Source organism: Variovorax sp. Varisp36, assembly GCF_047304235.1.
Lineage (GTDB): Bacteria > Pseudomonadota > Gammaproteobacteria > Burkholderiales > Burkholderiaceae_C > Variovorax.
Window position 1 is genome coordinate 1 of the sequence record NZ_JBGLYU010000052.1, and the last position, 22,497, is coordinate 22,497.

Below are 22,497 nucleotides of genomic sequence, written 5' to 3' on the forward strand. Positions count from 1 at the left end.
CTACCGCCCCCTGCGTTTCGGTGTCACCGAAGTGCGCACCCGCGCAGCGGACAACGGCGTGGTCTATGTCGAAGCCGCGCAGGCCCTGCAGCCGCACCCCGTGCGCCTCACCGAGCGGCTGGCGCACTGGGCGCAGGTGGCGCCCGAGCGCACGTGGATGGCCCAGCGCGTGAAGAACGCCGATGGCAGCCTGGGCGAATGGCGCCACATCAGCTACAGCCAGGCGTGGGCCGCGGCCCGCAGCATTGCGCAGGCGCTGCTGGGCATGAACCTGGGCACCGAGCGGCCCGTGGCCATCCTGAGCGAGAACGACCTGGACCATGCGCTGCTGTCGCTGGGCTGCCTGGTGGCCGGCGTGCCGCAGTGCACGGTGTCCACCGCGTATTCCACGATCAGCCAGGACTACGACAAGCTGCGCCACGTGCTGGACACGCTGACGCCGGGCTTGGTGTTCGCAAGCGACGCCAAACGCTTTGCCCCCGCCATCGGCGCCACGGTGGCCTCCGATGTGCATGTGGTGCTGGGCAGTGGCAGCATCGAAGGGCGTCGCACCACGCCGTTCAGCGAGCTGCTGGCCACCCCCGCCACGCCCGCCGTGGATGCGGCGCACAGCGCGATCACCGCGGACAGCATCGCCAAGTTCATGTTCACCTCGGGCTCCACCAAGCTGCCCAAGGCCGTGATCGTCACGCATGGCATGTGGGCCGCCAACCTGCAGCAGATGAACCAGTCCATGCCCGTGCTGGCCGAAGAGCCGCTGGTGCTGGTGGACTGGCTGCCGTGGAACCACACGTTCGGCGGCAACCACAATTTCGGCATCGTCATCTACAACGGCGGCACGCTGTACCTGGACGAGGGCAAGCCCACGCCCACGGGCATGGCCGAGACCATCCGCAACCTGCGCGAGATCGCGCCCACGGTGTACTTCAACGTGCCCACGGGCTTCGAGGTGATCGCCCAGGCGATGAAGACCGATGACCAGCTGCGCAAGAACCTGCTCAGCCGCGTGAAGATGTTCTTCTTCGCCGCGGCCGCACTGTCGCAGCCCATCTGGGACGCGCTGTTTGAAAGCGCCGAGCGCGAGGTGGGCGAGCGCATCGTCATGAACACGGGCCTGGGCATGACCGAGGGCTGCCCCTTCTGCTTGGCCGTGAACAGCCCCGACGTGCAGGCCGGCGACATCGGCGTGCCCACGCCGGGGCTGCAGCTCAAGCTGGTGCCCGTGGACGGAAAAATCGAGGTGCGCTACCGCGGCCCCAACATCACGCCCGGCTATTGGCGCAACCCCGATGCCACGCGCGAGGCTTTCGACGAAGAGGGCTTCTACTGCTCGGGCGACGCGGTGAAGTGGATCGACGAGAACGACCTCAACAAGGGCCTGAAGTTCGACGGCCGCATCGCCGAGGACTTCAAGCTCAGCACCGGCACCTTCGTGAGCGTGGGCCCCATGCGCGCCAAGATCATCGCGGCCTGCGCGCCCTACGTGCAGGACGCCGTGCTCACCGGCATCAACCTCAAGGAAGTCGGTGCGCTTCTGCTGCCCACGGCCGCCTGCCGCACCCTGAGCGGCCTGCCCGCCACCGCCAGCCTGCAGGAAGTGGTGCAGAGCGCGCCCGTGCAGCAGCATTTCCAGAAGGTGCTGAACCAGCTTGCGGCGCAGGCCACCGGCAGCGCCACGCGCGTGGCACGGGCCCACCTGATGGCCGAGCCACCGTCGCTCGACAAGGGCGAGATCACCGACAAGGGCTCCATCAACCAGCGCGCCGTGCTCCAGCACCGTGCGCATCTGGTGAACGCGCTGCACGACGGCAGCCTGCCTTTCACCATCGTTCCCCAACACTGAATTTCACCGGAAGGAATCCACCATGCACATCCAAGGACAAGCCGCCATCGTGACCGGCGGCGCATCGGGCCTGGGCGAAGCCACCGCACGCGAACTGGCGCGCCTGGGCGCGAAGGTGGCCGTGCTCGACCGCAATGCCGAACAAGCCGAGAAGATCGCCGCCGAGATCGGCGGCGTGGCGTGCGCCTGCGACATCACCGACGCCGCCAGCGTGACCGCCGCGCTGGACAAGGCCGCCGCCGCCCATGGCCCCGCACGCATCCTCATGAACGTGGCCGGCATCGGCAGCGCCAAGCGCATCGTGCAGCGCGACGGCAGTGCCGCGCCGCTGGAAGACTTCACGCGCGTGGTCACCATCAACCTGATCGGCAGCTACAACGTGAGCCGCCTGTTCGCAGCCGCCTGCGCCAAGCTGCCCGCGCTGGACAACGGCGAACGCGGCGTGATGATGTTCACCGCCTCGGCCGCCGCGTTCGACGGCCAGGTGGGCCAGCAGGCCTACAGCGCCTCCAAGGGCGGGCTCGTGGGCATGACGCTGCCCATGGCGCGCGACCTGGCCCAGCACGGCATCCGCGTGTGCACCGTCGCGCCCGGCCTGTTCGCCACGCCGCTCATGAAGGAGCTGCCCGAAGCCGTCCAGCAGTCGCTGGCCGCATCGATCCCGTTCCCGCCACGCCTTGGAAAGCCCTCGGAGTTTGCCGAGCTGGCCTGCCACATCGTCACCAACGGCCATCTCAACGGCGAAGTGATCCGCCTCGACGGTGCACTGCGCATGGCGCCGCGCTGACTCTTCAAACCCGCTTCCTTCAGGAGACATCGATGACATTCAAGAAAAAGACCACCCTCGCCGCCGTGCTGGCGCTCATGGCCATGGGCATGGCCCATGCCGACATCACCATCGGCGTGGTGCAGCCCCTCACCGGCCCGGCCTCCGGCCTCGGCATTCCGGTGAAGAACGGCATCATGATCTGGCCCAAGACGATCGCGGGCGAGACGCTCAAGGTGGTGGTGCTCGACGACGCCACCGACCCGACCACCGGCGTGAAGGACACGCAGCGCCTGGTGACGGAAGACAAGGCCGACGTGATCATCGGCTCCAGCGCCACGCCGGTCGCCATTCCGATGGCCGACGTGACCGCCGAAGCCGGCACGCCGCAGATCGCGACCTCGCCCGCCAGCCTGCCGCCGGGCAAGGACAAGTGGTTCTTCCGCATGCCGCAGTCGAACGACGTGATGGCCTACGCAGTGGTCGCGCACATGAAGAAGCAGAACGTGAAGACGGTCGGCTTCCTCGGCTACACCGACGCGTACGGCGAGCTGTGGCTCAAGGCGCTGACCGCCGAGGCCGCCAAGAACGGCATCAAGATCGTCGCGACCGAGCGCTTCGCGCGCTCCGACACCAGCGTGACCGGCCAGGTGCTGAAACTCACGTCGGCCAACCCCGACGCGATCCTGATCGTGGCCTCGGGCAGCGGCGCGGGCATGCCGCAGAAGGCGGTGATGGAGCGCGGCTACAAGGGCAAGGTCTACCAGACGCACGCCGCCGCCACGCAGGACCTGATGCGCACCGCCGGCAAGGATGCCGAAGGCACCTTCGTGGTGTCAGGCCCCGCCACCGTGGCCGAGCAGTTGCCCGACAGCCATCCGTCGAAGGCCGCCGCAGTGGCCTTCGTGCAGGGCTACGAGAAGGTCTACGGCCCCGGCTCGCGCAACCAGTTCGCCGGCCACTCGGCCGACGCGCTCACGGTGCTCGAGAAGGCCGTGCCGGTTGCACTCAAGAAGGCCAAGCCCGGCACGCCGGAGTTCCGTGCCGCGCTGCGCGATGCGCTCGAAGGCATGGGCCGCACGGTGCTCGCGCACGGCGTGCTCAACTGGACGGCACAGGACCACTGGGGCTACACGACCGAGACCGGCGTGATGCTCAAGGTGGTGAACGGCGCGTTCAAGGTCGAGCAGTAACCTTCTTCAATCGCAGCCTCACGCCATGGACTTATCAATCGCCAGCATCCTGACGCTGGACGGCCTCACCAATGGCGCGATCTATGCCCTGCTGGGCATGGGCATCGTGCTCGTCTTCACGGTGACCCGCGTCATCTTCATCCCGCAGGGCGAATTCGTGGCGTACGGCGCGCTGACGCTGGCGATCTTCCAGACCGGCAAGACGCCGGGCACGGTGTGGCTGCTGCTCATACTGGCCGGTGTTGCCGCGCTGATGGATCTGGTCACGACCTGGCGCCACAGCGGCAGCGCGGCGGGCGGGCTGAAGGCGGCAGCGCGCACCTTCGTCCTGCCGGCCATCATCTGCGCGGTGTCGGCGTGGGCCGGCCCGCGCAACCTGCCGATCGGCGTGCAGGCTCTTCTCACGGTGTTCATCGTGACGGCCTTCGGGCCGCTGGTGTACCGCGTGGCGTACCAGTCGCTGGCCGGCGCGAGTTCGCTGGTGCTGCTGATCGTCTCGGTCGGCGTGCACTTCGCGATGACGGGACTGGGCCTGCTGTTCTTCGGCGCTGAAGGTTTTCGCAACCCGCCGTTCTGGGACGAGCGCATGGCGCTGGGCCCGCTGAACGTGAGCGGGCAGGCGCTGATCATCTTTGCCATGTCGGCCGCGCTGATCGTGCTGCTGTACCTGATGTTCGAGCGCAGCCTGTATGGCAAGGCGCTGCGGGCAACGGCCGTGAACCGGCTGGGTGCGCGGCTCATGGGCATTTCCACCCAGGCGGCGGGGCAGCTCACTTTCGCGATGACGGCACTCATCGGTGCGCTCTCGGGGCTGCTGATCGGGCCGACCACGACCGTGTTCTACGACTCGGGATTTCTCATCGGCCTGAAAGGCTTCGTAGCTGCCGTGGTTGGCGGGCTTGCAAGCTACCCGGGTGCACTGCTCGGTGCGCTGGCAGTGGGCGTGATCGAGTCCTTCGGTTCTTTCTGGGCGAGCTCGTTCAAGGAAGTGATCGTGTTCACCATCATCCTGCCGGTGCTGCTGTGGCGCTCGTTGCGCAGCGGGCATTCGGATGAGGAGCATTGATGAGCACACGTTCTTCTTGCCGCTCCAGGGGTCGTTCGGGGTGCGCTCACGCCGACGGGGTACCTTGCTCCGCGAATGTCCCCCGGCCTGCGGCCTCCTCCTTTATTTCGCTGCGCAAGGCCCCCCGCCGGCGTGAGCGTTCGGCAGAGCGGTTGAACGGCCAGCACAAGCAGAGCGCCCATCGTGCACAGGGCACCGGGTGCTCCCCGCAGCGAAATAAAGGAGGAGCCGAAGGCGGGGGACATTCGCGGAGGGGAGTACCCGGTGGCCTGTGCACGCGCCCCGAACAAGCGCACCTGAAACAAAACAAACAACCCGCAATGGATCACTGAGATGGAAGCGCTTCTGACCCCTTCTTCGACCCCTGCGCCGGACAAGAGCCTGCTGCGCACCTGGGGCCCGCTCGCACTGATCCTGGTGCTCGTCGCGCTGCCATTCCTGCCGCTGCCCGACTTCTGGATCATCCAGCTCAACTACATCGGCATCTACACCCTGCCCGTGCTCGGCCTCGTGCTGCTCACCGGCGTCGGCGGCCTCACCTCCTTCGGGCAAGCGGCCTTCGTGGGCATCGGCGCGTACACCACCGCCTACCTCACGGTGAACACCGGCCTGTCGCCGTGGGTCACGCTGTTCATCGGCCTGGGGCTCACCGGCCTCAGCGCCGCGTTCATCGGCGCGATCACGCTGCGCATGTCGGGCCACTACCTGCCGCTGGCGACCATCGCGTGGGCGCTGTCGCTGTACTACCTCATGGGCAACCTCGACGCGCTCGGCAAGTACGACGGCATCCTGGGCGTGAAGGGGCTGTCGCTGTTCGGTTTCGAGTTCGGCCAGCAGCGGCTGTTCTATGGCGTGGTCTGGGCTTTCGCGATCCTCGCTGCGTTCGCGGTGATCCGCCTGCTCGATTCGCGCAGCGGCCGCGCCATCCGTTCGCTGGCCGGCGGCTCGCAGATGGCCGAGGCCATGGGTGTGAACACGCTGCGCTTCAAGATCGGCATCTTCGTGCTGGCGGCCATGCTCGCATCGATCTCGGGCTGGCTGTTCGCGCACTTCCAGCGCACGGTGAACCCGTCGCCCTTCGGCCTGAAGATGGGCATCGAATACCTGTTCATGGCGGTGCTCGGCGGCGCGGCCCACGTGTGGGGTGCCATTGCCGGTGCCGGCGTGGTCAAGCTGCTGGAAGACCAATTGCAGGTGCTGCTGCCCAAGCTGATCGGCACGGCCGGCAGCTACGAGCTGATCGTGTTCGGCATCATGATCGTGCTGGTGCTCAAGTACCTGCCCAGCGGGCTGTGGGCCTTCGTCGACCGGCGCCTGCCGCGTCCGCGCCGCAGCGTCGACTGGCAGAACGCCAAGGACCTGCCCGCACGCGCCAAGCCGGCCGCCGGCGAGGTGGTGCTCGACGTGCAGGCCATCCGCAAGACCTTCGGCGGGCTGGTGGCGGTGAACGACATCAGCTTCCAGACACGCGCCGGCCAGATCGTCGGCCTCATCGGGCCGAACGGCGCGGGCAAGTCGACCACCTTCAATCTCGTGACCGGCGTGCTCGGGCTTTCGGGCGGCGCGGTGCGCTTCCGTGGCGAGGCCATCGGCGGGCTGGGCGCGCGGCAGATCGCGCAGCGCGGCGTGTCGCGCACCTTCCAGCACGTGAAGATGGTGGCCGACATGACGGTGCTCGAGAACGTGGCGCTGGGCGCCCATCTGCGCGGCCACAAGGGCGCCATCGCCGCCATGCTGCGCATCGACCGCACGGAAGAGCGCGCACTGTTCCGCGAGGCCGAGCGCCAGCTGCAGCGCGTGGGCATGGGCGACTACCTGCACGAGATCGCGGGCAACCTCGCCATGGGCCAGCAGCGCCTGCTGGAGATTGCGCGCGCACTGTGCGCCGACCCAGCCCTGCTGCTGCTCGACGAGCCCGCGGCCGGCCTGCGCCACAAGGAAAAGGAAGCGCTGGGCAAGGTGCTGCGGCAGCTGCGCAGCGAAGGCATGAGCATCCTGCTGGTGGAGCACGACATGGGGCTGGTGATGGACATCTGCGACCACATCGTGGTGATGGAATTCGGTACGCACCTGATGGAGGGCACGCCTGCCGAGGTGCAGAACAGCGACAAGGTGCGCGCGGCTTACCTCGGAACGGAGCATTGAGATGACCACACCCCCCCTGCTCCACATCCGCGACCTGCACGCCGGCTACGGCCGTGCCGAAGTGCTGCACGGCATCGACCTGAAGGCCGGCCAGGGCAGCGTCGTCACCGTGATCGGCCCGAACGGAGCCGGCAAATCCACGCTGCTCAATGCGCTGATGGGCGTGCTGCCTTCGAAGGGCGTCATCGAGTTCAAGGGCCAGCCCATCTCCACGATGACGCTCGAAGAGCGCGTGATGCTCGGCATCGCGCTCGTGCCCGAGAAGCGCGAGCTGTTCGGCACCATGCCGGTGGAAGACAACCTCGTGCTCGGCGGTTTTCGCCAGGTGCGGCTGCGCAACAAGCAGTGGCGCGACCGCATCGACGAGGTCTACACGCTGTTCCCGCGCCTGAAGGAGCGCCGCACGCAACTGGCCGGCACGCTGTCGGGCGGCGAGCGGCAGATGCTGGCGGTGGGCCGCGCGCTGATGTCGCGCCCCACGCTGCTGATGCTCGACGAACCCAGCCTGGGCCTTGCGCCGCTGGTGGTGCAGGAAATCTTCCGCACGGTCGATGCGCTGCGCGCCACGGGCGTCACCATCCTGCTGGTCGAGCAGAACGCACGCGCCGCGCTCGAAGTGGCCGACCACGGCTATGTGCTCGAGATGGGCAGCGTGAGTCTCGAAGGCGAAGCGAAGAAGCTGGCAGTCGATTCGCGCGTGATCGACACCTACCTGGGCGCGGCAAGAAAAGCCGCCTGAAGAAAGTGCCGCGGCCTGCGCGGCAAGGAGACAACATGAACCGACAGCAGCGCCCCCTTTCCCTCGGCCTGTGCGCGACCGCGATCGGCGTTGCCGCCTTGCTTGTGGCCTGTGCGGGGCGTCCACCCGCAGCGCACGCACCGCTGGCCGCCGCGCGTCCCGGCACGCTGCAGGCCTGCACCGACCTCGCCGCGCGTGCCGCGCTGCCGGGCACGGCCTACACCTCGGCCACCGAGGTGCCTGCGGGCGCCGTCACGGTCGGCGGCGTCGCGATGAGCGCTCCCGCGCACTGCCTCGTGCAGGGCCGCATGAACGAACGCACGAGCCCGGTCGACAACCAGCGCTACGCCGTCGGCTTCGAGATGCGGCTGCCCGTGGCATGGAACGGCCGCTTCTTCTACCAGGCCAATGGCGGGCTCGACGGCGTGGTGGTGCCCGCGATCGGCGGCATCGGTGGTGGCGGCCCGCGCAGCAGCGCGCTGCAGATGGGCTTTGCCGTCATCAGTTCCGACGCCGGCCACGCGGGATCGATGGGGCCGCGCTTCGGGCTCGACCCGCAGGCACGGCTCGACTACGGCTACAACGCCGTCGCGCAGCTCACGCCGATGGCGAAGAACCTGATCGCCAAGGCCTACGGGCGCGGACCCGACCGCTCGTACTTCGGCGGCTGCTCCAACGGCGGCCGGCATGCGATGGTGGCCGCGGTGCGTTCGGCGCAGCAGTACGACGGCATCCTCGCGGGCGACCCCGGCTTCAACCTGCCGAAGGCGGCGGTGGCACAGCTCTACGGCGCGCAGCAATACGCGGCCGTGGCCAGCGCGAAGACACCGGCCGGCCAGCCCGATCTGCAGAGCGCCTTCACCCCGGCCGAGATGAAGCTCGTGGCCGACAAGGTGCTGCAGCGCTGCGATGCACTCGATGGATTGGCCGACGGCATCGTGTCGAACGTGCAGGCCTGCCAGGCACGCTTCGACATCCAGGCGGACGTGCCCACCTGCGCCGCCGGCACGCGCGATGGCATGTGCCTGAGCGCGCCACAGAAGAACGCACTCGCCAACGTGTTCGTCAAGGGTGCGCGCAACAGCGCAGGCCAGCCGCTCTACAGCAGCTTCCCGTTCGACGCGGGCGTGAGCGGCAGCAACTGGCGCGAGTGGAAGTTCGCAAGTCCGCCGACGCGCGACGCGGGTGCCGTGGGCTTCATCTTCACCACGCCACCGCTGGCCGAGCGGCCGCAGGGCCTGCCCTTCGCGCTGGGCTTCGACATGGACCGCGACGCACCGCGCATCGCGGCCACCGACGGTGTGTTCCACGAGTCGGCGCTATCGTTCATGACGCCGCCGGACGCGGCCAACCTGGGCGCGCTGCGCGACAGGGGCGGCCGCATGATCGTCTACCACGGCACCAGCGACCCGGTGTTCTCGTCCGACGATACCGCCGCCTGGTACGAGCGCGTGCAGGCCGCGAACGGCGGCGATGCCTCTTCGTTCGCGCGCTACTTCCCGGTGCCCGGCATGAACCACTGCGCAGGCGGCCCGGCCACCGACCAGTTCGACATGCTGAGCGCGCTGGTCGACTGGGTCGAGCAGGGCAAGGCGCCCGCATCGGTCACGGCCGCCGCGCGCGGTGCGGGCACACCGGTGCCCAACGCCGAAGTGCCCGCCAACTGGTCGGCGCAGCGCACGCGGCCGCTGTGCCCTTACCCACAGGTCGCCACCTACACCGGCGGCGACACGGAGCGCGCGAGCAGCTTCGCCTGCAAGCCCCCTGCCCCTTAGATTTCCGCTCCCCGATGGACTATCAACCCCGCCCCGAAGACGTTCGTTTTCTGCTCGATGCCGTGCTCGATGCGCCCGCGCGCCTGGCCGCGCTCGCGCCCTTTGCAGAAGTCGACGAGGCGCTGCAGTCGCAGGTGCTCGAAGAAGCGGGCCGCTTCGTCGGCGAAGTGGTGGCCCCTATCAACCGTGGCGGCGACGAAATCGGATGCCGCTTTGCCGATGGCGAGGTCGTTTCGCCTCCAGGCTTTCGCGAGGCGTACCAGGCCTTCGTCGATGGCGGCTGGCCTGCGTTGTCGGCCGCGCCAGAAGACAGCGGCCAGGGCCTGCCCGCGGTGCTCGAAGCCGTGCTCTACGAATGGCTGGCCGCCGCCAACCACGGCCTGACGATGGCGCCCGGCCTGTTGCACGGCGCGTATGCCTGCCTCAAGCACCATGGCAGCGACGAACTGAAGCAACGCTACCTGCCGAAGATCGCCACCGGCGAATGGCTCGCCACGATGTGCCTCACCGAGGCGCATGCGGGCAGCGACCTGGGCCAGGTGCGCACGCGCGCAGTACCGCAGGCCGACGGCAGCCTGCGGGTGAACGGCGGCAAGATCTTCATTTCCGGCGGCGAACACGACCTGACGCCGAACATCGTGCACCTCGTGCTGTGCCGCTTGCCCGATGCGCCTGCCGGCCCCAAGGGGCTGTCGCTGGTGCTCGTGCCCAAGCTGCTGCCAGACGGCTCCCGCAATGCGGTGCACTGCGAGCGCATCGAGGAAAAGATGGGCCTGCACGGCAGCCCCACCTGCACGATGCGCTTCGACGATGCCGTCGGCTGGCTGGTCGGCGAGCCCGGCCGCGGTTTGGCCGCGATGTTCGTGATGATGAATTCCGCGCGCCTGCACGTGGCGCTGCAGGGCATCGGCCTGCTCGACGCCGCATGGCAGAAGGCCGACACCTACGCCGCCGAACGCCGCCAGATGCGTGCGCCCGGCCCCGTGCCTGCCAGCCGCGGCGGCGAGCCCGCCGACCTGATCGCCGAGCACCCCGCGGTGCGCCGCATCCTCGACACGCAGCGCGCCTGGATCGACGGCGCGCGCACCCTCGCCTACCGCAGCGCGCTGATGCTCGACGTGGCCACGCACGACGCCGATCCCAAGGCCCGCGAACAAGCGCAGCGCTGGTGCGCGTTCGTCACGCCGGTGCTCAAGGCCGCATGCACCCAGCAAGCCTTCCACGGCGCGAGCGAATGCCTGCAGGTGTTCGGCGGCCACGGCTACGTTCGCGAATCGGGCATCGAGCAGATCGTGCGCGATGCGCGCGTGACCATGATCTACGAGGGCACCAACGAGATCCAGGCCATCGATCTGTTGGTGCGCAAGGTGCTGCCCGACGGTGCCGCCGCCATGTCGGCCGTGCTGCTCGAGCTGCGCGACATGCTCGATGCCTCGCGTGAAGCCGATGCCGACGCGCAGCGCCGGCTGGCGCAGCTGCGCTACCTGGGCACCACGGTGGCGATTGCGGCGCAAGCCGACACCGTGCTGCCGTACGAAATAGCCGACGACTACTTGCGCGTGACGATGCTCGCGATGATGGCGTGGGCCTGGGCCCGCATCGAGGCCGCCGCCCCGCAAGACGCCGCACGGGCGCGCACGGCCGGCGCCTTCCGCCGCTGGGTGCTGCCCGAGTTCGAGATGCGGCTGGGCATCGTCAAGCGGGCCTGCGAGGCCGTGGCGCACACCCAAGCGGCGTAAACGCAAGGTGTCGCACGGTAGGCACCCCGTACGCACGCAGGCGGTTACGCTCTAGTCCCATGGCTTCCTCCTCGAAATCCGTCTCCGCGAAAGGCGAGCAGGCCGCGGCGCCGCAGGGCAGGCCTGAGCGGCTCGATGCCCGCATGCTCGAAACGCTGGTCGGCTACAACGCCCGCCGGGCATGGCTGATCGTCAGCGCCTTCTTCGCGGAGCGCATGGCGCCCTACGGCCTCAAGCAGATCGATTTCTCGGTGCTCTCGCTGCTGGCGCACAACCCGGGCGCCACGTCGCGGCAGCTGTGCAACACGCTGGACATCCTGCCGCCGAACCTCGTGAGCCTGGTGGCCACGCTGGACAGCCGGGGCCTCATCGAACGCCGCCCCCACCCGCACGACGGCCGCGCCGTCGGCCTGCACCTCACGGCCGCCGGCGAAACGCTGATCCGCGAGGCCGAACAGACCGTGGTGCAACTGGAAGCCGACGCCAGCGCCAGGCTCACCTCCCGCGAGCGCGAGACGCTGATCAGGCTGCTGCAGAAGATCTATCTCTAGGCTTCCAAGGCCTCCGAGGCTTCAGAGACCTCGCCCGACCATATCGATCACTTGCTGTCCGAGCGCATGGGCCGCCTCGGCATCCATGCCGCGCAGCGGCCCGTCGATGATGAGCAGCGCCAGCCCATGCACCGCGCTCCATGCGAGGTATTCGGCATTCGGGCGCCGCGCCGGGTCGAGCACGCCCGCGTCCGCCAGCCGGTCGATGGCCTTGCCCAGCAGCTGGAACGGGTCCAGCCCGCTCGCGCCGGCTTTCCCGGCACCGAGTTCACCGCTGCCTTCATCGGAAAACACGAATGCCGTGCGGAACAAACCGGGCTCGGCCTGCGCGAAGCGCAGATAGGCCGTGCCGATGGCGCGCAGCTGTGCGCGCGCGAAATCGGCCGGAGGCTGATCGCAAGGCAGCACTGCCAGTTCTTTCTCCATCGCGATCGCAGCCGCGGCCAGCGCGGCCGCGCGCACCGCCAGCAAAAGCTCCTGCCGGCTGCCGAAGTGCCGGTACGCCGCGTTCGGCACGACCCCCGCACGCCGCGTGGCTTCGCGCAGCACCACCGCACCCGGGCCGCCGTCGCGCGCCAGTTCGATGCCTGCGTCGAGCAGCGCCCGCCGCAGGTCGCCGTGCCGGTAGGTGCTGCGGGCGGGAGGCAGGCTCTCGGGGACGTTGTTGAGCTTCATTTCATTTCCATGTGGACACTGTCCATTATCCCTGCTATTCTTTGTGGACGGTGTACACAAAGTAATCCGATTGTTTGCGGCCCATGACACCGGGGGCTTTCCGAATCACCTCTCCAGTTCAAAGGAACCGCCATGAAAGTCCAGTCTTACCTCTCGTTCGAAGGCCGATGCGACGAAGCGCTCGGCTTCTACAAGAAGGCGCTCGGCGCCGAGGTCGTACAGCTCATGCGCTACAGCGAAGCGCCTGCCGGAGCCCCTTCGGGCAACGCGGACGCCAGTTGCGGCGGCGCGATGCCCGACGCCAGCAAGGTGATGCACGCGGTGTTCCGCATCGGCGACACCGAGCTGATGGCCTCGGACGGCCGCTGCTCCGGCCAGGCGAAGTTCGAGGGCATCATGCTCGCGCTCACCGCCAAGACCGACGCCGAAGCCGTCAAGTGGTTCAACGCGCTGTCCGAGGGCGGGCAGGTCACGCAGCCGCTGATCCCGACCTTCTTCACCTCGAACTTCGGCATGCTGACCGACCGCTTCGGCGTGGGCTGGCTGCTGGTCGTCGCGCACCCTGCCTGATCGCACCCGCTCGCACAGCCAATCTCCCGAAAGCCCCGCCATGCTCAAGAAAATCGCCCTCGTCGTCGTGCTCGCGATCGCCGCGCTGCTGATCTTCGCGGCCACCCGGCCCGACACCTTCCGCGTCGAGCGCACCGCGCGCATCGAGGCGCCGGCCGAGAAGATCTTTGCGCTGATCGACGACTTCCACCGCTGGAACGCATGGTCGCCCTACGAGAAGCTCGACCCCGCCATGAAGCGCAGCTTCGGCGGCAGCGCGAACGGCAAGGGCGCGACCTATGCCTGGGAAGGCAACGACAAGGCCGGCGCGGGCCGCATGGAGATCGTGGAGTCGGCGCCTTCGTCGAAGGTCGCGATCAAGCTCGACTTCATCAAGCCCTTCGAGGGCCACAACACCGCTGAATTCACGCTGCAGCCCCAGGGCAATGCAACGCAGGTCGCCTGGGCCATGTACGGTCCGAGCCCCTATGTCGCCAAGCTCATGGGCATCTTCTTCAACATGGACCAGATGATCGGCAAGGACTTCGAGACGGGCCTCGCCAACCTGAAGGCCGCCACCGAAAAGTAATTCCCGAAAGGAAAAATCATGCCCCACATCCACGCCTACCTCACCTTCGACGGCAACGCGGCCGAGGCCATGCGCTTCTACGAGAAGACGCTGGGCGGCACCATGCAGATGATGATGACCGTCGGCGAAGCGCCCGACACGGAGCAGTTCCCGCCCGAGGCGAAGAAGCGCATCATGCATGCCTCGCTCGCCTACGGCCAGGGCATCCTCATGGCCTCCGACTCCATGCCCGGCCAGCCGTACGAAGGCATGAAGGGCTTCGGCGTCGCGCTGACCATCGAGACCGTGGCCGAGGCCCGCCGCGTCTTCGGCGCCTTCGCCGAAGGCGGCCACGTCGGAATGCCCTTCGAGAAGACCTTCTGGGTCGAAGGCTTCGGCATGGTGACCGACCGCTTCGGCACTCCGTGGCTCATCAACGGCGGCAAGCCGCTGGTCTGAGCCGTCCCCTTCCTGCTTCAAGAAAACCGCTTCCCATGACCAACCAACTCGACAGCCGCAAGCGCTGGCTCGCATTGATGGTGCTGTGCCTCGGCGTCCTGATGATCGTGCTCGACACCACCATCGTGAACGTGGCGCTGCCCTCGATCCGTACCGACCTTGGCTTCACCGAGACCTCGCTGGTCTGGGTGGTGAACGCCTACATGCTGACTTTCGGCGGCTTCCTGCTGCTCGGAGGCCGGCTCGGCGACCTGTACGGCCACCGCCGTGTGTTCCTCGCGGGCCTGGTGCTGTTCACGCTGGCATCGCTGGCCTGCGGGGTCTCGACCTCGCAGGGCCTGCTGGTGGCGGCGCGCGCGGTGCAGGGCCTGGGCGGCGCGGTGGTCTCGGCGGTGTCGCTCTCGCTGATCATGAATCTCTTCACCGAGCCCGCCGACCGCGCCAAGGCAATGGGCGTGTACGGCTTCGTCTGCGCGGGCGGCGGCAGCATCGGCGTGCTGCTGGGCGGCCTGCTCACGAGCACGCTGAGCTGGCACTGGATCTTCCTCGTCAACCTGCCGATCGGCGTGGCCGTGTACGCGTTGTGCGTGGCGCTGCTGCCGAGCGCGCGCGGCCATGCGCATGGCGAGAAGCTCGACGTGGCCGGCGCCGTCACCGTCACCCTGTCGCTGATGCTCGCGGTGTACGGCGTGGTCAACGGCAACGAGGCGGGCTGGGGCTCTACGCAAACGGTTGGCCTGCTCGGCGCGGCCGTGGTGCTGCTGGCGATCTTCATCGCCATCGAGGCGCGCGTGCGGCATCCGCTGATGCCGCTGGGCCTGTTCAGGCTGCGCAGCGTGTCGGTGGCCAACGTGGTGGGCGTGTTGTGGGCCGCAGCCATGTTCGCGTGGTTCTTCATCTCGGCGCTCTACATGCAGCTGGTGCTGAACTACACGCCGATGCAGATCGGCCTGGCCTTCCTGCCGGCCAACGTGATCATGGCGGTGTTCTCGCTCGGCCTCTCCGCGAAGATCGTGATGCGCTTCGGCATCCGCAAGCCGCTGGCGGCCGGGCTCTGGCTCGCGGCCATCGGGCTGGCGCTGTTCGCGCGCGCACCGGTCAACGGCAGCTTCGTGGTCGACGTGCTGCCCGGCATGATGCTGCTGGGCCTCGGCGCGGGCATGGCCTTCAACCCGGTGCTGCTGGCGGCCATGAGCGAGGTGAGTCCGGCCGATTCGGGCCTGGCCTCGGGCGTGGTCAACACCTCGTTCATGATGGGCGGCGCGCTGGGCCTGGCCGTGCTGGCCAGCGCCGCGGCCGCGCGCTCCGCATCGATGGAAGCCGCCGGTGCGCAGATGCCGCTGGCACTCACCGGGGGCTACAACCTTGCGTTTCTCGTCGGTGCCGTGTTCGCGGCGGCGGCGGGTTTGATCGGGGCCCTGCTGCTTCGCACCGCCATGCCGGGGCAGGCGCAGAACAACGAAGAAGCAGCACCCCGCGGGACGGCGGGCGGCACGGCGTCGTGAACATCCGCACGCCATGTCGCAACCGCCGGTTTTCTTTCTCCAACGCTTCCACTCTTTGTTCAGGAGAACACTCATGGCTCGTTATGTAGACGGCTTCATCGTCGCCGTTCCCACCGCGGACGTAGAGGCCTACCGCAAGCTCGCGCGCAAGGCCGGCAAGGTCTGGATGGAATACGGCGCGCTCGAATACGTGGAATGCATCGCCGACGACGTGAAGCCCGGCAAGCTGACCTCGTTTCCGCAGAGCGTGAAACAGAAGCCCGATGAGACGGTGGCCTTCTCGTGGATCACCTACAAATCGCGCAAGCACCGCGACACGGTGAACGCGAAGGTGATGGCCGACCCGCGCATCACTGCGATGGACCCGAAGACGATGCCCTTCGATGCGAAGCGGATGATCTTCGGCGGCTTCAAGTCCATAGTCGAGTTTTGACCCCTTTCGGGAACACCGCGGAACCGGCTTTGCCGGGCCGCAGGTGTTGCCCCCTGCAAGGGGGGTGGCGCAGCGACACGAAGTGCGCGAAGCCTGGGGGTTAGCCAATGAACCCGTCATGGACGAGCTTCAGGCCCGTCAGCAGCATCCCCAGGTACACGAAGCGATAGAACCACGTCGCATCGATGCGCCGCGCAATGCGGATGCCGACCCACACGCCCAAGGGAGCGATCGGCATCAGCACCAGCGACGTGGCCAGCGTGCGGAAGTCGAGCAGGCCGAGCCACGCATAGGGAATCCACTTGCTGAGATTCACCACGAAGAAGAAATAGGCCATGGTGGCCGTGAAGATCACCGGAGAGAGCCGCAGCGGGATGACGTAAGCGTTGATAGGCGGCCCGCCCGCATGCGCGATGAAGCTGGTGAAGCCCGACACCGTGGTCAGCACCGCACCCACGCCGCGCGAAGGCAGCGGGTCGTCGGGCTTCGGCGGAAACAGCAGCCGCTGCGCCAGGAACAGCAGCGTGAACACGCCCACGATGCCCGCCACCGTGTGCGCCGGCAGCGCGCGAAACAACAGCGTGCCGATCACCGTGCCCAGCAGCCCGAACGGAATCAGGAACTTGAGCAGCGAGCGATCGAAGTCGCGCCGAAATGCGGCAATGCCCAGCACGTCCATCAGCAGCAACAGCGGCATCAGGATGGCCGCCGCCTGCGGCACCGTGACGGCCAGCGCCATCATCGGCACCGCGAGCGAGCCGAAGCCCGCGCCGAAGCCGCTCTTGCTGATGCCGAGCAGCAGCACGGCGGGAATGGCGACCGCGTAGAAATGCGGGTCGGTGATCAGGGGAAAGGCCATGGGAAGGGAAAGCGCAGAAAAAAGCCTGCCGGGTGGCAGGCTTCGCAAGCGTAGCAGGACAGGGCGCAGCCTGGTCAGGCGGGCTGCTTCAGCGGGTTGAGAACGAAATCGAAATCGAGCCGCCAGCGGCCGTTGGCCTGCTTCGTCCATGGCGCCACCAGCGACTGGCGCACCGCGAACACCGCGTCGGAGTCGAGCCACTCGTCGCCGTCGCGGAACACATGGGTGATGAGCCGCTCGTAGCCCGGTGCCTCGATCTTGAAATGCAGGTGCGCGGGCCGCCACGGGTGGCGCCTGGTGGCACGCAGCAGGTCGCCCACGGGGCCGTCGACCGGGATCGGATACGCCACCGCCACCACGCTGCGGAAATGCAGCGAGCCATCGGGCCCGGTGCGCAGCGTGCCGCGGTTCTCGGCGTGGTCGAGTCCGGGGTGCTGCACGTCGTAGTGGCCGCCCGCGTCGGCCTGCCACACGTCGACCACGGCGTTGGGCACCGGCTCGCCATCGAGGCCGCGCACCGTGGCAAACACATCGCAGGGTTCGCCCTCGGCGCCGTTGGCCACGTCGTCGCCGTGCTCGTACTCTGGCGCGCCGTCGAAGTAGAAGGGGCCGAACACGGTGGCCTCGGTGCAGCCCGCCGGCTTGTCGTTGTTCATCGCGATGGTGAGCATCGACAGGCCCAGCACATCCGACAGCAGGATGAACTCCTGCCGCTTGTCGTCGCACTTCTGGCCGGTGGCGGTCAGGTACTGGATGCCCTGGAACCATTCTTCCTCGGTGAGCTTCACCTCGCGCGCGAAGGCGTGCAGGTGCTGCACAAGGCTGGTCATGATCTCGTGCAGGCGCGGGTCGGGCGTGTCGGCGAAGCGCGCGAGCACGGCCTGGGTGATGTTGTCCTGGTCGAGGTTGCGCATCGTGGTTGTCTCCATGGGGTCTGGTCGTCGGATACGACGCACTGTAGGCCGCGCACCGCTGCGCTGAAAGCATCTGGGCGCAAATGATTTTTCCGGCCAGCGGAACGGTCGCGCCCGCCCTGCGCCAAAATCGCCCGGCCCGACCAAAGACAAGCCCCGGAAACAACGCCCATGGACCGCTGGACCGAAATCGCCCTGCTCGTGCAGATCGCCGATGCCGGCAGCCTGAGCCGCGCGGCCGAGGCGCTGGGCCTGTCGAACGCCGCCGCGAGCCGCCACCTGGGCGCGCTCGAAGCCCGGCTCGGCGCGCGGCTGGTCGAGCGCAATACCCGCCGCCTGTACCTGACCGACACCGGCCGCGAGTTCTGCGCCCGCGCCCGCACCATCCTGGCCGACCTGTCGGATGCCGAATCGACGGTGAACGCCACCGCGCTCCACCCGACGGGCACGCTGCGCGTCACGGCCTCGCTCTCGTTCTCGGTCCACCACATCGCGCCGCTGCTGCGCGAGTACACCCAGCGCTACCCCGGCGTGAGGGTGCACGTGGAAGCCGCCAACCGCTACTTCGACCTGATCGACAACAACATCGACGTGGCGATCCGCACGCGCGAGTACGAACCCGACTCCAACGTGACGATTCGCCGGCTCGGCGAGACGCGGCGCATCCTCGCGGCCTCGCCGCGCTACTTCGCGCAGCATGGCTTTCCGAAGACGCTGGACGAGCTGAAGCAGCACAAGCTGCTGATCTACACCCACGCCAACAACCCGAACGAGCTGCGCTTCAGCCGGGACGGGGAAACGCACACGGTGCCGGTCACGGGGCTGCTCGAATCGAACGACGGCCAGGTGCTGCGCGCCGCCGCGCTCGACGGCATGGGCATCCTCGTGCAGCCGACCTACATCGTGTACGAAGACATCGTGGCCGGCCGGCTGGTACCTACGCTGGAAGACTGGGACCTGCCGCACCTGACGATCAACCTCGCGTATCCCAGCCGCAAGCACCTGTCGGCGAAGGTGCGCAGCTTCATCGACTTCATGGCCGCGCACTTCGCAAAGATGGAGTACGAGCGGAAATGGACCGGGCACTTCGGCATGCGCTGACGGGCCTTTCCGCCAAAACATGTGCGTAAACGCACATCCGGGTTTTCGGCAGCTCCGCACACTGGAACCGCAACCGTCGCATTCCGCGGCGGTCCTCCATTTCCAAGGACCAGCCATGAACACCCAGGCCGCCAACACAGCGCATGCGCCGATCGCATCGCCGCTGTCTGCTCTCTCTCCCTCCACGCTGGACGATTCCGGCAAGCTGCTGATCCGCGTGACGGTCGGCTTCCTGGTGCTGCTGCACGGCATCTTCAAGCTGTCGGCCGGCGTGGGCTTCATCGGCGGCATGCTGGCCAAGGCCGGCCTGCCGGGCGGGCTGGCCTACCTCGTGTACGTGGGCGAGATCGCCGCGCCGCTGCTGATGATTGCCGGCGTCTTCACTCGCGCTGCGGCCGCCGTGGTGGTCATCAACATGCTGGTGGCCTTCGGCCTCGTGCACATGGCCGACCTGTTCGCAATGACCAAGCAGGGCGGCTGGGCACTGGAACTGCAGGGCCTGTACCTGTTCGGCGCGCTGACGGTGGTGCTGCTGGGCGCCGGCCGCTTCTCCGTCGGCGGACGCAACGGCCGCTGGAACTGAGCAAACCCGCGAATCATTCGTGGAATACCGCGGAACCGGCTTTGCCGGGCCGCCGGTATTGCCCCCGGAAGGGGGTTGGCGCTGCGGCACAAAGTGCGCGAAGCCCTGGGGGAGAGCACTAATCGCCCCTGACCTGCGAGACCATGGCTTCGAGGCGGGCCACGTCGGCCACCAGCAGCGCCTTGTCGTCCTTGCGCAGCACGCCGCTGCGCACCAGCACATTGAGCTCGCGCGTCACCTGCTCGCGGTTGGTACTGATCTGGCTCGCTAGCGCCGCGTGCCTGGGCGCCGGGTCGAGCCGAGCCTGGTTGTCCTCGACACCGGCTGCGCGGGCCAGGCGCAGCAGTTCGGCATGCAGCCGGTTCTGCACGCCGAGGGTGCTCAGGTCGATGACGCGCTCCGACAGCTGGCGCACCAATGACGCCAGCCTCAGCATCACCCGCTCGGCCACCAGCGGTTCATCGCGCAGCAGGGCCATGAAGGCGGCGCGGTCGAGGCTGGCGACCACGCTGGGCTCCAGCGTGACCACGTCGGCGGAGCGCGGGCCGCCGTCGATGGCGGCGATATCGCCGAAGTGCTCGCCGGCTTCGGAATCGCGGAAGGTGACCTGCCGGCCGTTGGCCGAATAGGTCGTCACCCGCACCCGGCCCGACACCAGCAGGAACACCTCGCCCTGCTGCTCGGCGCGCAGCAGCAAGGGCTTGCCGGCCTCCACGCTGTGCCACAGGCATTGCTGGGCCAGCAGGTCCAGGCGCCGGTCGGAAAGGCCTCCGAGCAGTGCGATCTGGCGCAGTGCAAGGCTGGAGCGGGGAGAGGAAGGTTCAGGTTTGGCCATGCCGGGGGTCGGTGGGGGCGCGCGCATTATGCTCGGGTGCCGCTTCGAACCCGTTCATGGACAGACGTTCCCTCCGCACCCCTTCGGGCCCCATTTTTCCGCTGAGACCGCCGACACGGCGCAATCTCCGTTGGGCGAGCGGGCTGGTGCTGATGGCCTACGTCACGGCGCACCTGCTGAACCATTCGCTGGGCATCTATTCCTTTGCCGCGGCCGAGACCGTGCTGCGTGGCGTGCAGAAGTTCTGGCACAGCCTGCCGGGCACGGTACTGCTGTATGGCGCGGCCGCCGTGCACCTGGCGCTGGCCGTGGTCGCCCTGTGGGAGCGCCGCACGCTGCGCATGCCGCCGCTCGAAGGCCTGCGCGTGCTGCTCGGCTTCGCACTGCCGCTGCTGCTGGCCACGCACCTCACGGCCATGCGCGGCGCCTACCTGGCCTATGGCATCGAAGGCTCGTACGTGCGTGTGGTCTGGGGGTTGTGGGACTGGCAAGGCGCGGCCGCACAGCTCGTGATGATGCTCGCAGCCTGGGTCCACGGCTGCCTGGGGCTGCACTTCGCGCTGCGGGTGAAACCGGCCTGGCGGCGCTTCTCTCATCTGCTGCTGGCCGTTGCGGTGGCGCTGCCGCTGACGGCGGCGATGGGCTTCGTGTCGATGGGGCGCGAGTTCCAGTGGACCGGCGTGCCGCCGGTCACGCTGCCGACGCCCGCGCAGGGCAGGGCTCTCAATGCGGCCGAAGGCGGCATCAAGTGGTTCTACGGCCTGGCGTTGGTCGCGCTGCTCGCGGCGCGCTGGGGACGCAACGGCTTGGCACGCTGGTCGCGGCAGCCGTCCGTGGCGCTGCGCTATCCCGGTCGCACGGTGCAGGTGCCGCGCGGCTGGAGCGTGCTGGAGGCAAGCCGCTCACACGGCGTCGCACACGTCTCGATCTGCGGCGGGCGTGCGCGCTGCTCGACCTGCCGCGTGCGCGTGGCCGGCCAGGCCGAGCACATCGGCGAGCCCGGCCGTGACGAGCAGCGCACGCTCGAACGCGTGCGCGCACCGGCCGACGTGCGCCTCGCCTGCCAGCTGCGCCCACGCGGCGACATCGAGGTCACGCCGCTGTTCGCGCCGCTGCCCAATGAAGGCCGGCCCGCGCCGGTCGGCAGCTTCGGGCGCGAGCGCGACGTGGCGATCCTGTTCGTCGACCTGCGGCGCTGGTCGGGCCTGTCGGAGCGGCAGTGGCCCTTCGACCTGGCCTACGTGCTCGACCGCTACTTCGCCACCGTGGGTGCAGCCGTGCGCGAGAGCGGCGGCGTGCCCAACCAGTTCATCGGCGACAGCGTGATGGCGATCTTCGGGCTCGAGTGCGACCTTCCCACCGCCTGCAGGCAGGCGCTGCGCGCCACCGAACTGATCGGCCAGCGCATGGACGCATGGAGCGAAGGCTTCGAGGCGCAATTCGGCCAACGGCTGGAGTTCGGCATGGGGCTGCATGCAGGCCGGGCCGCGGTGGGTGAAGTGGGCTACCTGGAGACCACGACTTTCACCGCCATCGGCGAAGTGGTCAACACCGCGAGCCGGCTGCAGGACCACTCGAAGACCGCGGCATCGCGCCTCGTCGTGTCGCTGTTCGCGGCCGAGCAAGCCGGCGCAGCGGATGCGATGGGCGCAGTCGAAACGCTCACCGTACGCGGCCGCTCCGAACCGCTCGCAGTGCTCCGCGCACCTGCTTGATCGCCGAAAGCGGTGCGCAAACGCACAGCGCGAACCACGATGCGGTTTCACACTGCATCTCGTGGCAACGACGAATGTCCGCCGCCCACACAGACATCCAAAGGGACTCCCATGAACACCAGGCAACTCATCGCCGCTTCCGCCGCCGCTCTCGCCCTGCTGGGCGCTGTCGGCGCACATGCCGAAAGCTACGAAGGCGTGCAGGCCATCATCCCGTTCGCCAGCCGTGCCGACGTGAAGGCCGAAGCCATTGCCGCCGCGCGCGAGGGCAACCGCTACTCGGACAGCGCCGCCGAAGGCACCGTGGCCGTCAACTCCACGCTCGACCGCAGCGCCGTGCGCGACCAGGCCGTGGCCGCCGCGCACAACCCGCTGCAAAGCCTCGATCGCCGCGCCTTCTACCGCGACGAAGTGCCCTCGGCCTACAAGAAGCCGACGGTTTCGTTCACGCGCCAGGCCGGCCTGTAAACAGCAGCGCGGCCCT

The 22,497-nt window shown here is 68.3% G+C and carries 22 protein-coding genes; 18 read left to right on the plus strand and 4 right to left on the minus strand.

All coding sequences use genetic code 11. From position 1 onward, the window contains the following. The 9 genes from ACCD11_RS24075 to ACCD11_RS24115 form a co-directional block, all read left to right on the plus strand. Nucleotides 1-1,843: feruloyl-CoA synthase (locus ACCD11_RS24075; RefSeq protein ID WP_413315737.1), on the plus strand; the 1,843-nt coding region annotated here is incomplete at its 5' end. A 22-nt stretch (nucleotides 1,844-1,865) separates the two neighbouring features. Continuing rightward, nucleotides 1,866-2,630, plus strand: coding sequence for an SDR family NAD(P)-dependent oxidoreductase (locus ACCD11_RS24080; RefSeq protein WP_007836396.1), 765 nt, complete (start codon nucleotides 1,866-1,868; stop codon nucleotides 2,628-2,630). A gap of 32 nt (nucleotides 2,631-2,662) precedes the next feature. Continuing rightward, entirely contained in the window at nucleotides 2,663-3,802 is a 1,140-nt protein-coding gene (locus ACCD11_RS24085) for an ABC transporter substrate-binding protein (protein ID WP_413315738.1), read from the plus strand. Between the two features lie 25 nt (nucleotides 3,803-3,827). After that, nucleotides 3,828-4,868: a branched-chain amino acid ABC transporter permease gene (locus ACCD11_RS24090; protein WP_413315739.1), complete on the plus strand. Its 1,041-nt coding sequence runs from the start codon at nucleotides 3,828-3,830 to the stop codon at nucleotides 4,866-4,868. 333 nt (nucleotides 4,869-5,201) lie between these two features. Beyond that, nucleotides 5,202-7,013, plus strand: a complete 1,812-nt coding sequence (locus ACCD11_RS24095; RefSeq protein ID WP_413315740.1) for an ABC transporter permease subunit — start codon at nucleotides 5,202-5,204, stop codon at nucleotides 7,011-7,013. A gap of 1 nt (nucleotide 7,014) precedes the next feature. Continuing rightward, a complete protein-coding gene (locus ACCD11_RS24100) occupies nucleotides 7,015-7,752 on the plus strand; it encodes an ABC transporter ATP-binding protein (RefSeq protein ID WP_007833162.1) in 738 nt (245 codons plus the stop codon). Between the two features lie 35 nt (nucleotides 7,753-7,787). Next, nucleotides 7,788-9,527 (plus strand): tannase/feruloyl esterase family alpha/beta hydrolase, encoded by a 1,740-nt coding sequence (locus ACCD11_RS24105; protein ID WP_413315741.1) that lies wholly within the window; start codon nucleotides 7,788-7,790, stop codon nucleotides 9,525-9,527. A gap of 14 nt (nucleotides 9,528-9,541) precedes the next feature. After that, on the plus strand, nucleotides 9,542-11,266 hold the full coding sequence (locus tag ACCD11_RS24110; RefSeq protein ID WP_413315742.1) for an acyl-CoA dehydrogenase family protein: 1,725 nt from the start codon (nucleotides 9,542-9,544) through the stop codon (nucleotides 11,264-11,266). A gap of 59 nt (nucleotides 11,267-11,325) precedes the next feature. Then, a complete protein-coding gene (locus ACCD11_RS24115; RefSeq protein WP_007833157.1) occupies nucleotides 11,326-11,817 on the plus strand; it encodes a MarR family winged helix-turn-helix transcriptional regulator in 492 nt (163 codons plus the stop codon). 21 nt (nucleotides 11,818-11,838) lie between these two features. On the opposite strand, the gene ACCD11_RS24120 is transcribed toward ACCD11_RS24115, so the two are convergent. Further along, complete coding sequence (locus ACCD11_RS24120; RefSeq protein WP_007833156.1) at nucleotides 11,839-12,492, minus strand: TetR/AcrR family transcriptional regulator; 654 nt, start codon at nucleotides 12,490-12,492, stop codon at nucleotides 11,839-11,841. A 132-nt stretch (nucleotides 12,493-12,624) separates the two neighbouring features. Between ACCD11_RS24120 and ACCD11_RS24125 the strand changes: the two genes are divergently transcribed. The 5 genes from ACCD11_RS24125 to ACCD11_RS24145 all read left to right on the plus strand — a co-directional run bounded on the left by ACCD11_RS24125 (nucleotide 12,625) and on the right by ACCD11_RS24145 (nucleotide 16,006). After that, nucleotides 12,625-13,062, plus strand: coding sequence for a VOC family protein (locus tag ACCD11_RS24125; protein ID WP_007833155.1), 438 nt, complete (start codon nucleotides 12,625-12,627; stop codon nucleotides 13,060-13,062). A 40-nt stretch (nucleotides 13,063-13,102) separates the two neighbouring features. Further along, nucleotides 13,103-13,630 carry an SRPBCC family protein gene (locus ACCD11_RS24130; RefSeq protein WP_413315743.1) on the plus strand — a complete coding sequence of 176 codons (528 nt, stop codon included), beginning with the start codon at nucleotides 13,103-13,105 and terminating at the stop codon, nucleotides 13,628-13,630. 18 nt (nucleotides 13,631-13,648) lie between these two features. Further along, nucleotides 13,649-14,068, plus strand: a complete 420-nt coding sequence (locus tag ACCD11_RS24135) for a VOC family protein (protein WP_413315744.1) — start codon at nucleotides 13,649-13,651, stop codon at nucleotides 14,066-14,068. Between the two features lie 35 nt (nucleotides 14,069-14,103). Next, nucleotides 14,104-15,573 (plus strand): DHA2 family efflux MFS transporter permease subunit, encoded by a 1,470-nt coding sequence (locus tag ACCD11_RS24140; protein WP_413315745.1) that lies wholly within the window; start codon nucleotides 14,104-14,106, stop codon nucleotides 15,571-15,573. 73 nt (nucleotides 15,574-15,646) lie between these two features. Then, the gene (locus ACCD11_RS24145) at nucleotides 15,647-16,006 is read left to right on the plus strand and encodes a DUF1428 domain-containing protein (RefSeq protein WP_413315746.1); all 360 of its coding nucleotides are present in this window, start codon (nucleotides 15,647-15,649) and stop codon (nucleotides 16,004-16,006) included. 100 nt (nucleotides 16,007-16,106) lie between these two features. On the opposite strand, the gene ACCD11_RS24150 is transcribed toward ACCD11_RS24145, so the two are convergent. Together ACCD11_RS24150 and ACCD11_RS24155 are read right to left on the minus strand one after the other, a co-directional pair. Then, nucleotides 16,107-16,865 (minus strand): sulfite exporter TauE/SafE family protein, encoded by a 759-nt coding sequence (locus ACCD11_RS24150; protein WP_413315747.1) that lies wholly within the window; start codon nucleotides 16,863-16,865, stop codon nucleotides 16,107-16,109. A gap of 74 nt (nucleotides 16,866-16,939) precedes the next feature. Continuing rightward, on the minus strand, nucleotides 16,940-17,779 hold the full coding sequence (locus ACCD11_RS24155; protein ID WP_007833148.1) for an intradiol ring-cleavage dioxygenase: 840 nt from the start codon (nucleotides 17,777-17,779) through the stop codon (nucleotides 16,940-16,942). A 171-nt stretch (nucleotides 17,780-17,950) separates the two neighbouring features. On the opposite strand from ACCD11_RS24155, the gene ACCD11_RS24160 reads away from it, so the two are divergent. Then, nucleotides 17,951-18,880, plus strand: a complete 930-nt coding sequence (locus ACCD11_RS24160) for a LysR family transcriptional regulator (RefSeq protein WP_413315748.1) — start codon at nucleotides 17,951-17,953, stop codon at nucleotides 18,878-18,880. Between the two features lie 115 nt (nucleotides 18,881-18,995). Continuing rightward, nucleotides 18,996-19,463, plus strand: coding sequence for a DoxX family protein (locus tag ACCD11_RS24165; RefSeq protein ID WP_007833146.1), 468 nt, complete (start codon nucleotides 18,996-18,998; stop codon nucleotides 19,461-19,463). Between the two features lie 118 nt (nucleotides 19,464-19,581). Here the strand turns inward: ACCD11_RS24165 and ACCD11_RS24170 are convergent, their stop codons facing one another. Continuing rightward, entirely contained in the window at nucleotides 19,582-20,325 is a 744-nt protein-coding gene (locus ACCD11_RS24170; protein WP_413315749.1) for a Crp/Fnr family transcriptional regulator, read from the minus strand. A gap of 29 nt (nucleotides 20,326-20,354) precedes the next feature. Here ACCD11_RS24170 and ACCD11_RS24175 point away from each other — a divergent pair, with 29 nt between their 5' ends. Both ACCD11_RS24175 and ACCD11_RS24180 read left to right on the plus strand, forming a co-directional pair. Next, a complete protein-coding gene (locus tag ACCD11_RS24175; RefSeq protein ID WP_413315750.1) occupies nucleotides 20,355-22,013 on the plus strand; it encodes an adenylate/guanylate cyclase domain-containing protein in 1,659 nt (552 codons plus the stop codon). Between the two features lie 111 nt (nucleotides 22,014-22,124). Next, nucleotides 22,125-22,481, plus strand: coding sequence for an alpha/beta hydrolase (locus ACCD11_RS24180; RefSeq protein ID WP_413315751.1), 357 nt, complete (start codon nucleotides 22,125-22,127; stop codon nucleotides 22,479-22,481). Nucleotides 22,482-22,497: the final 16 nt, after the last annotated feature.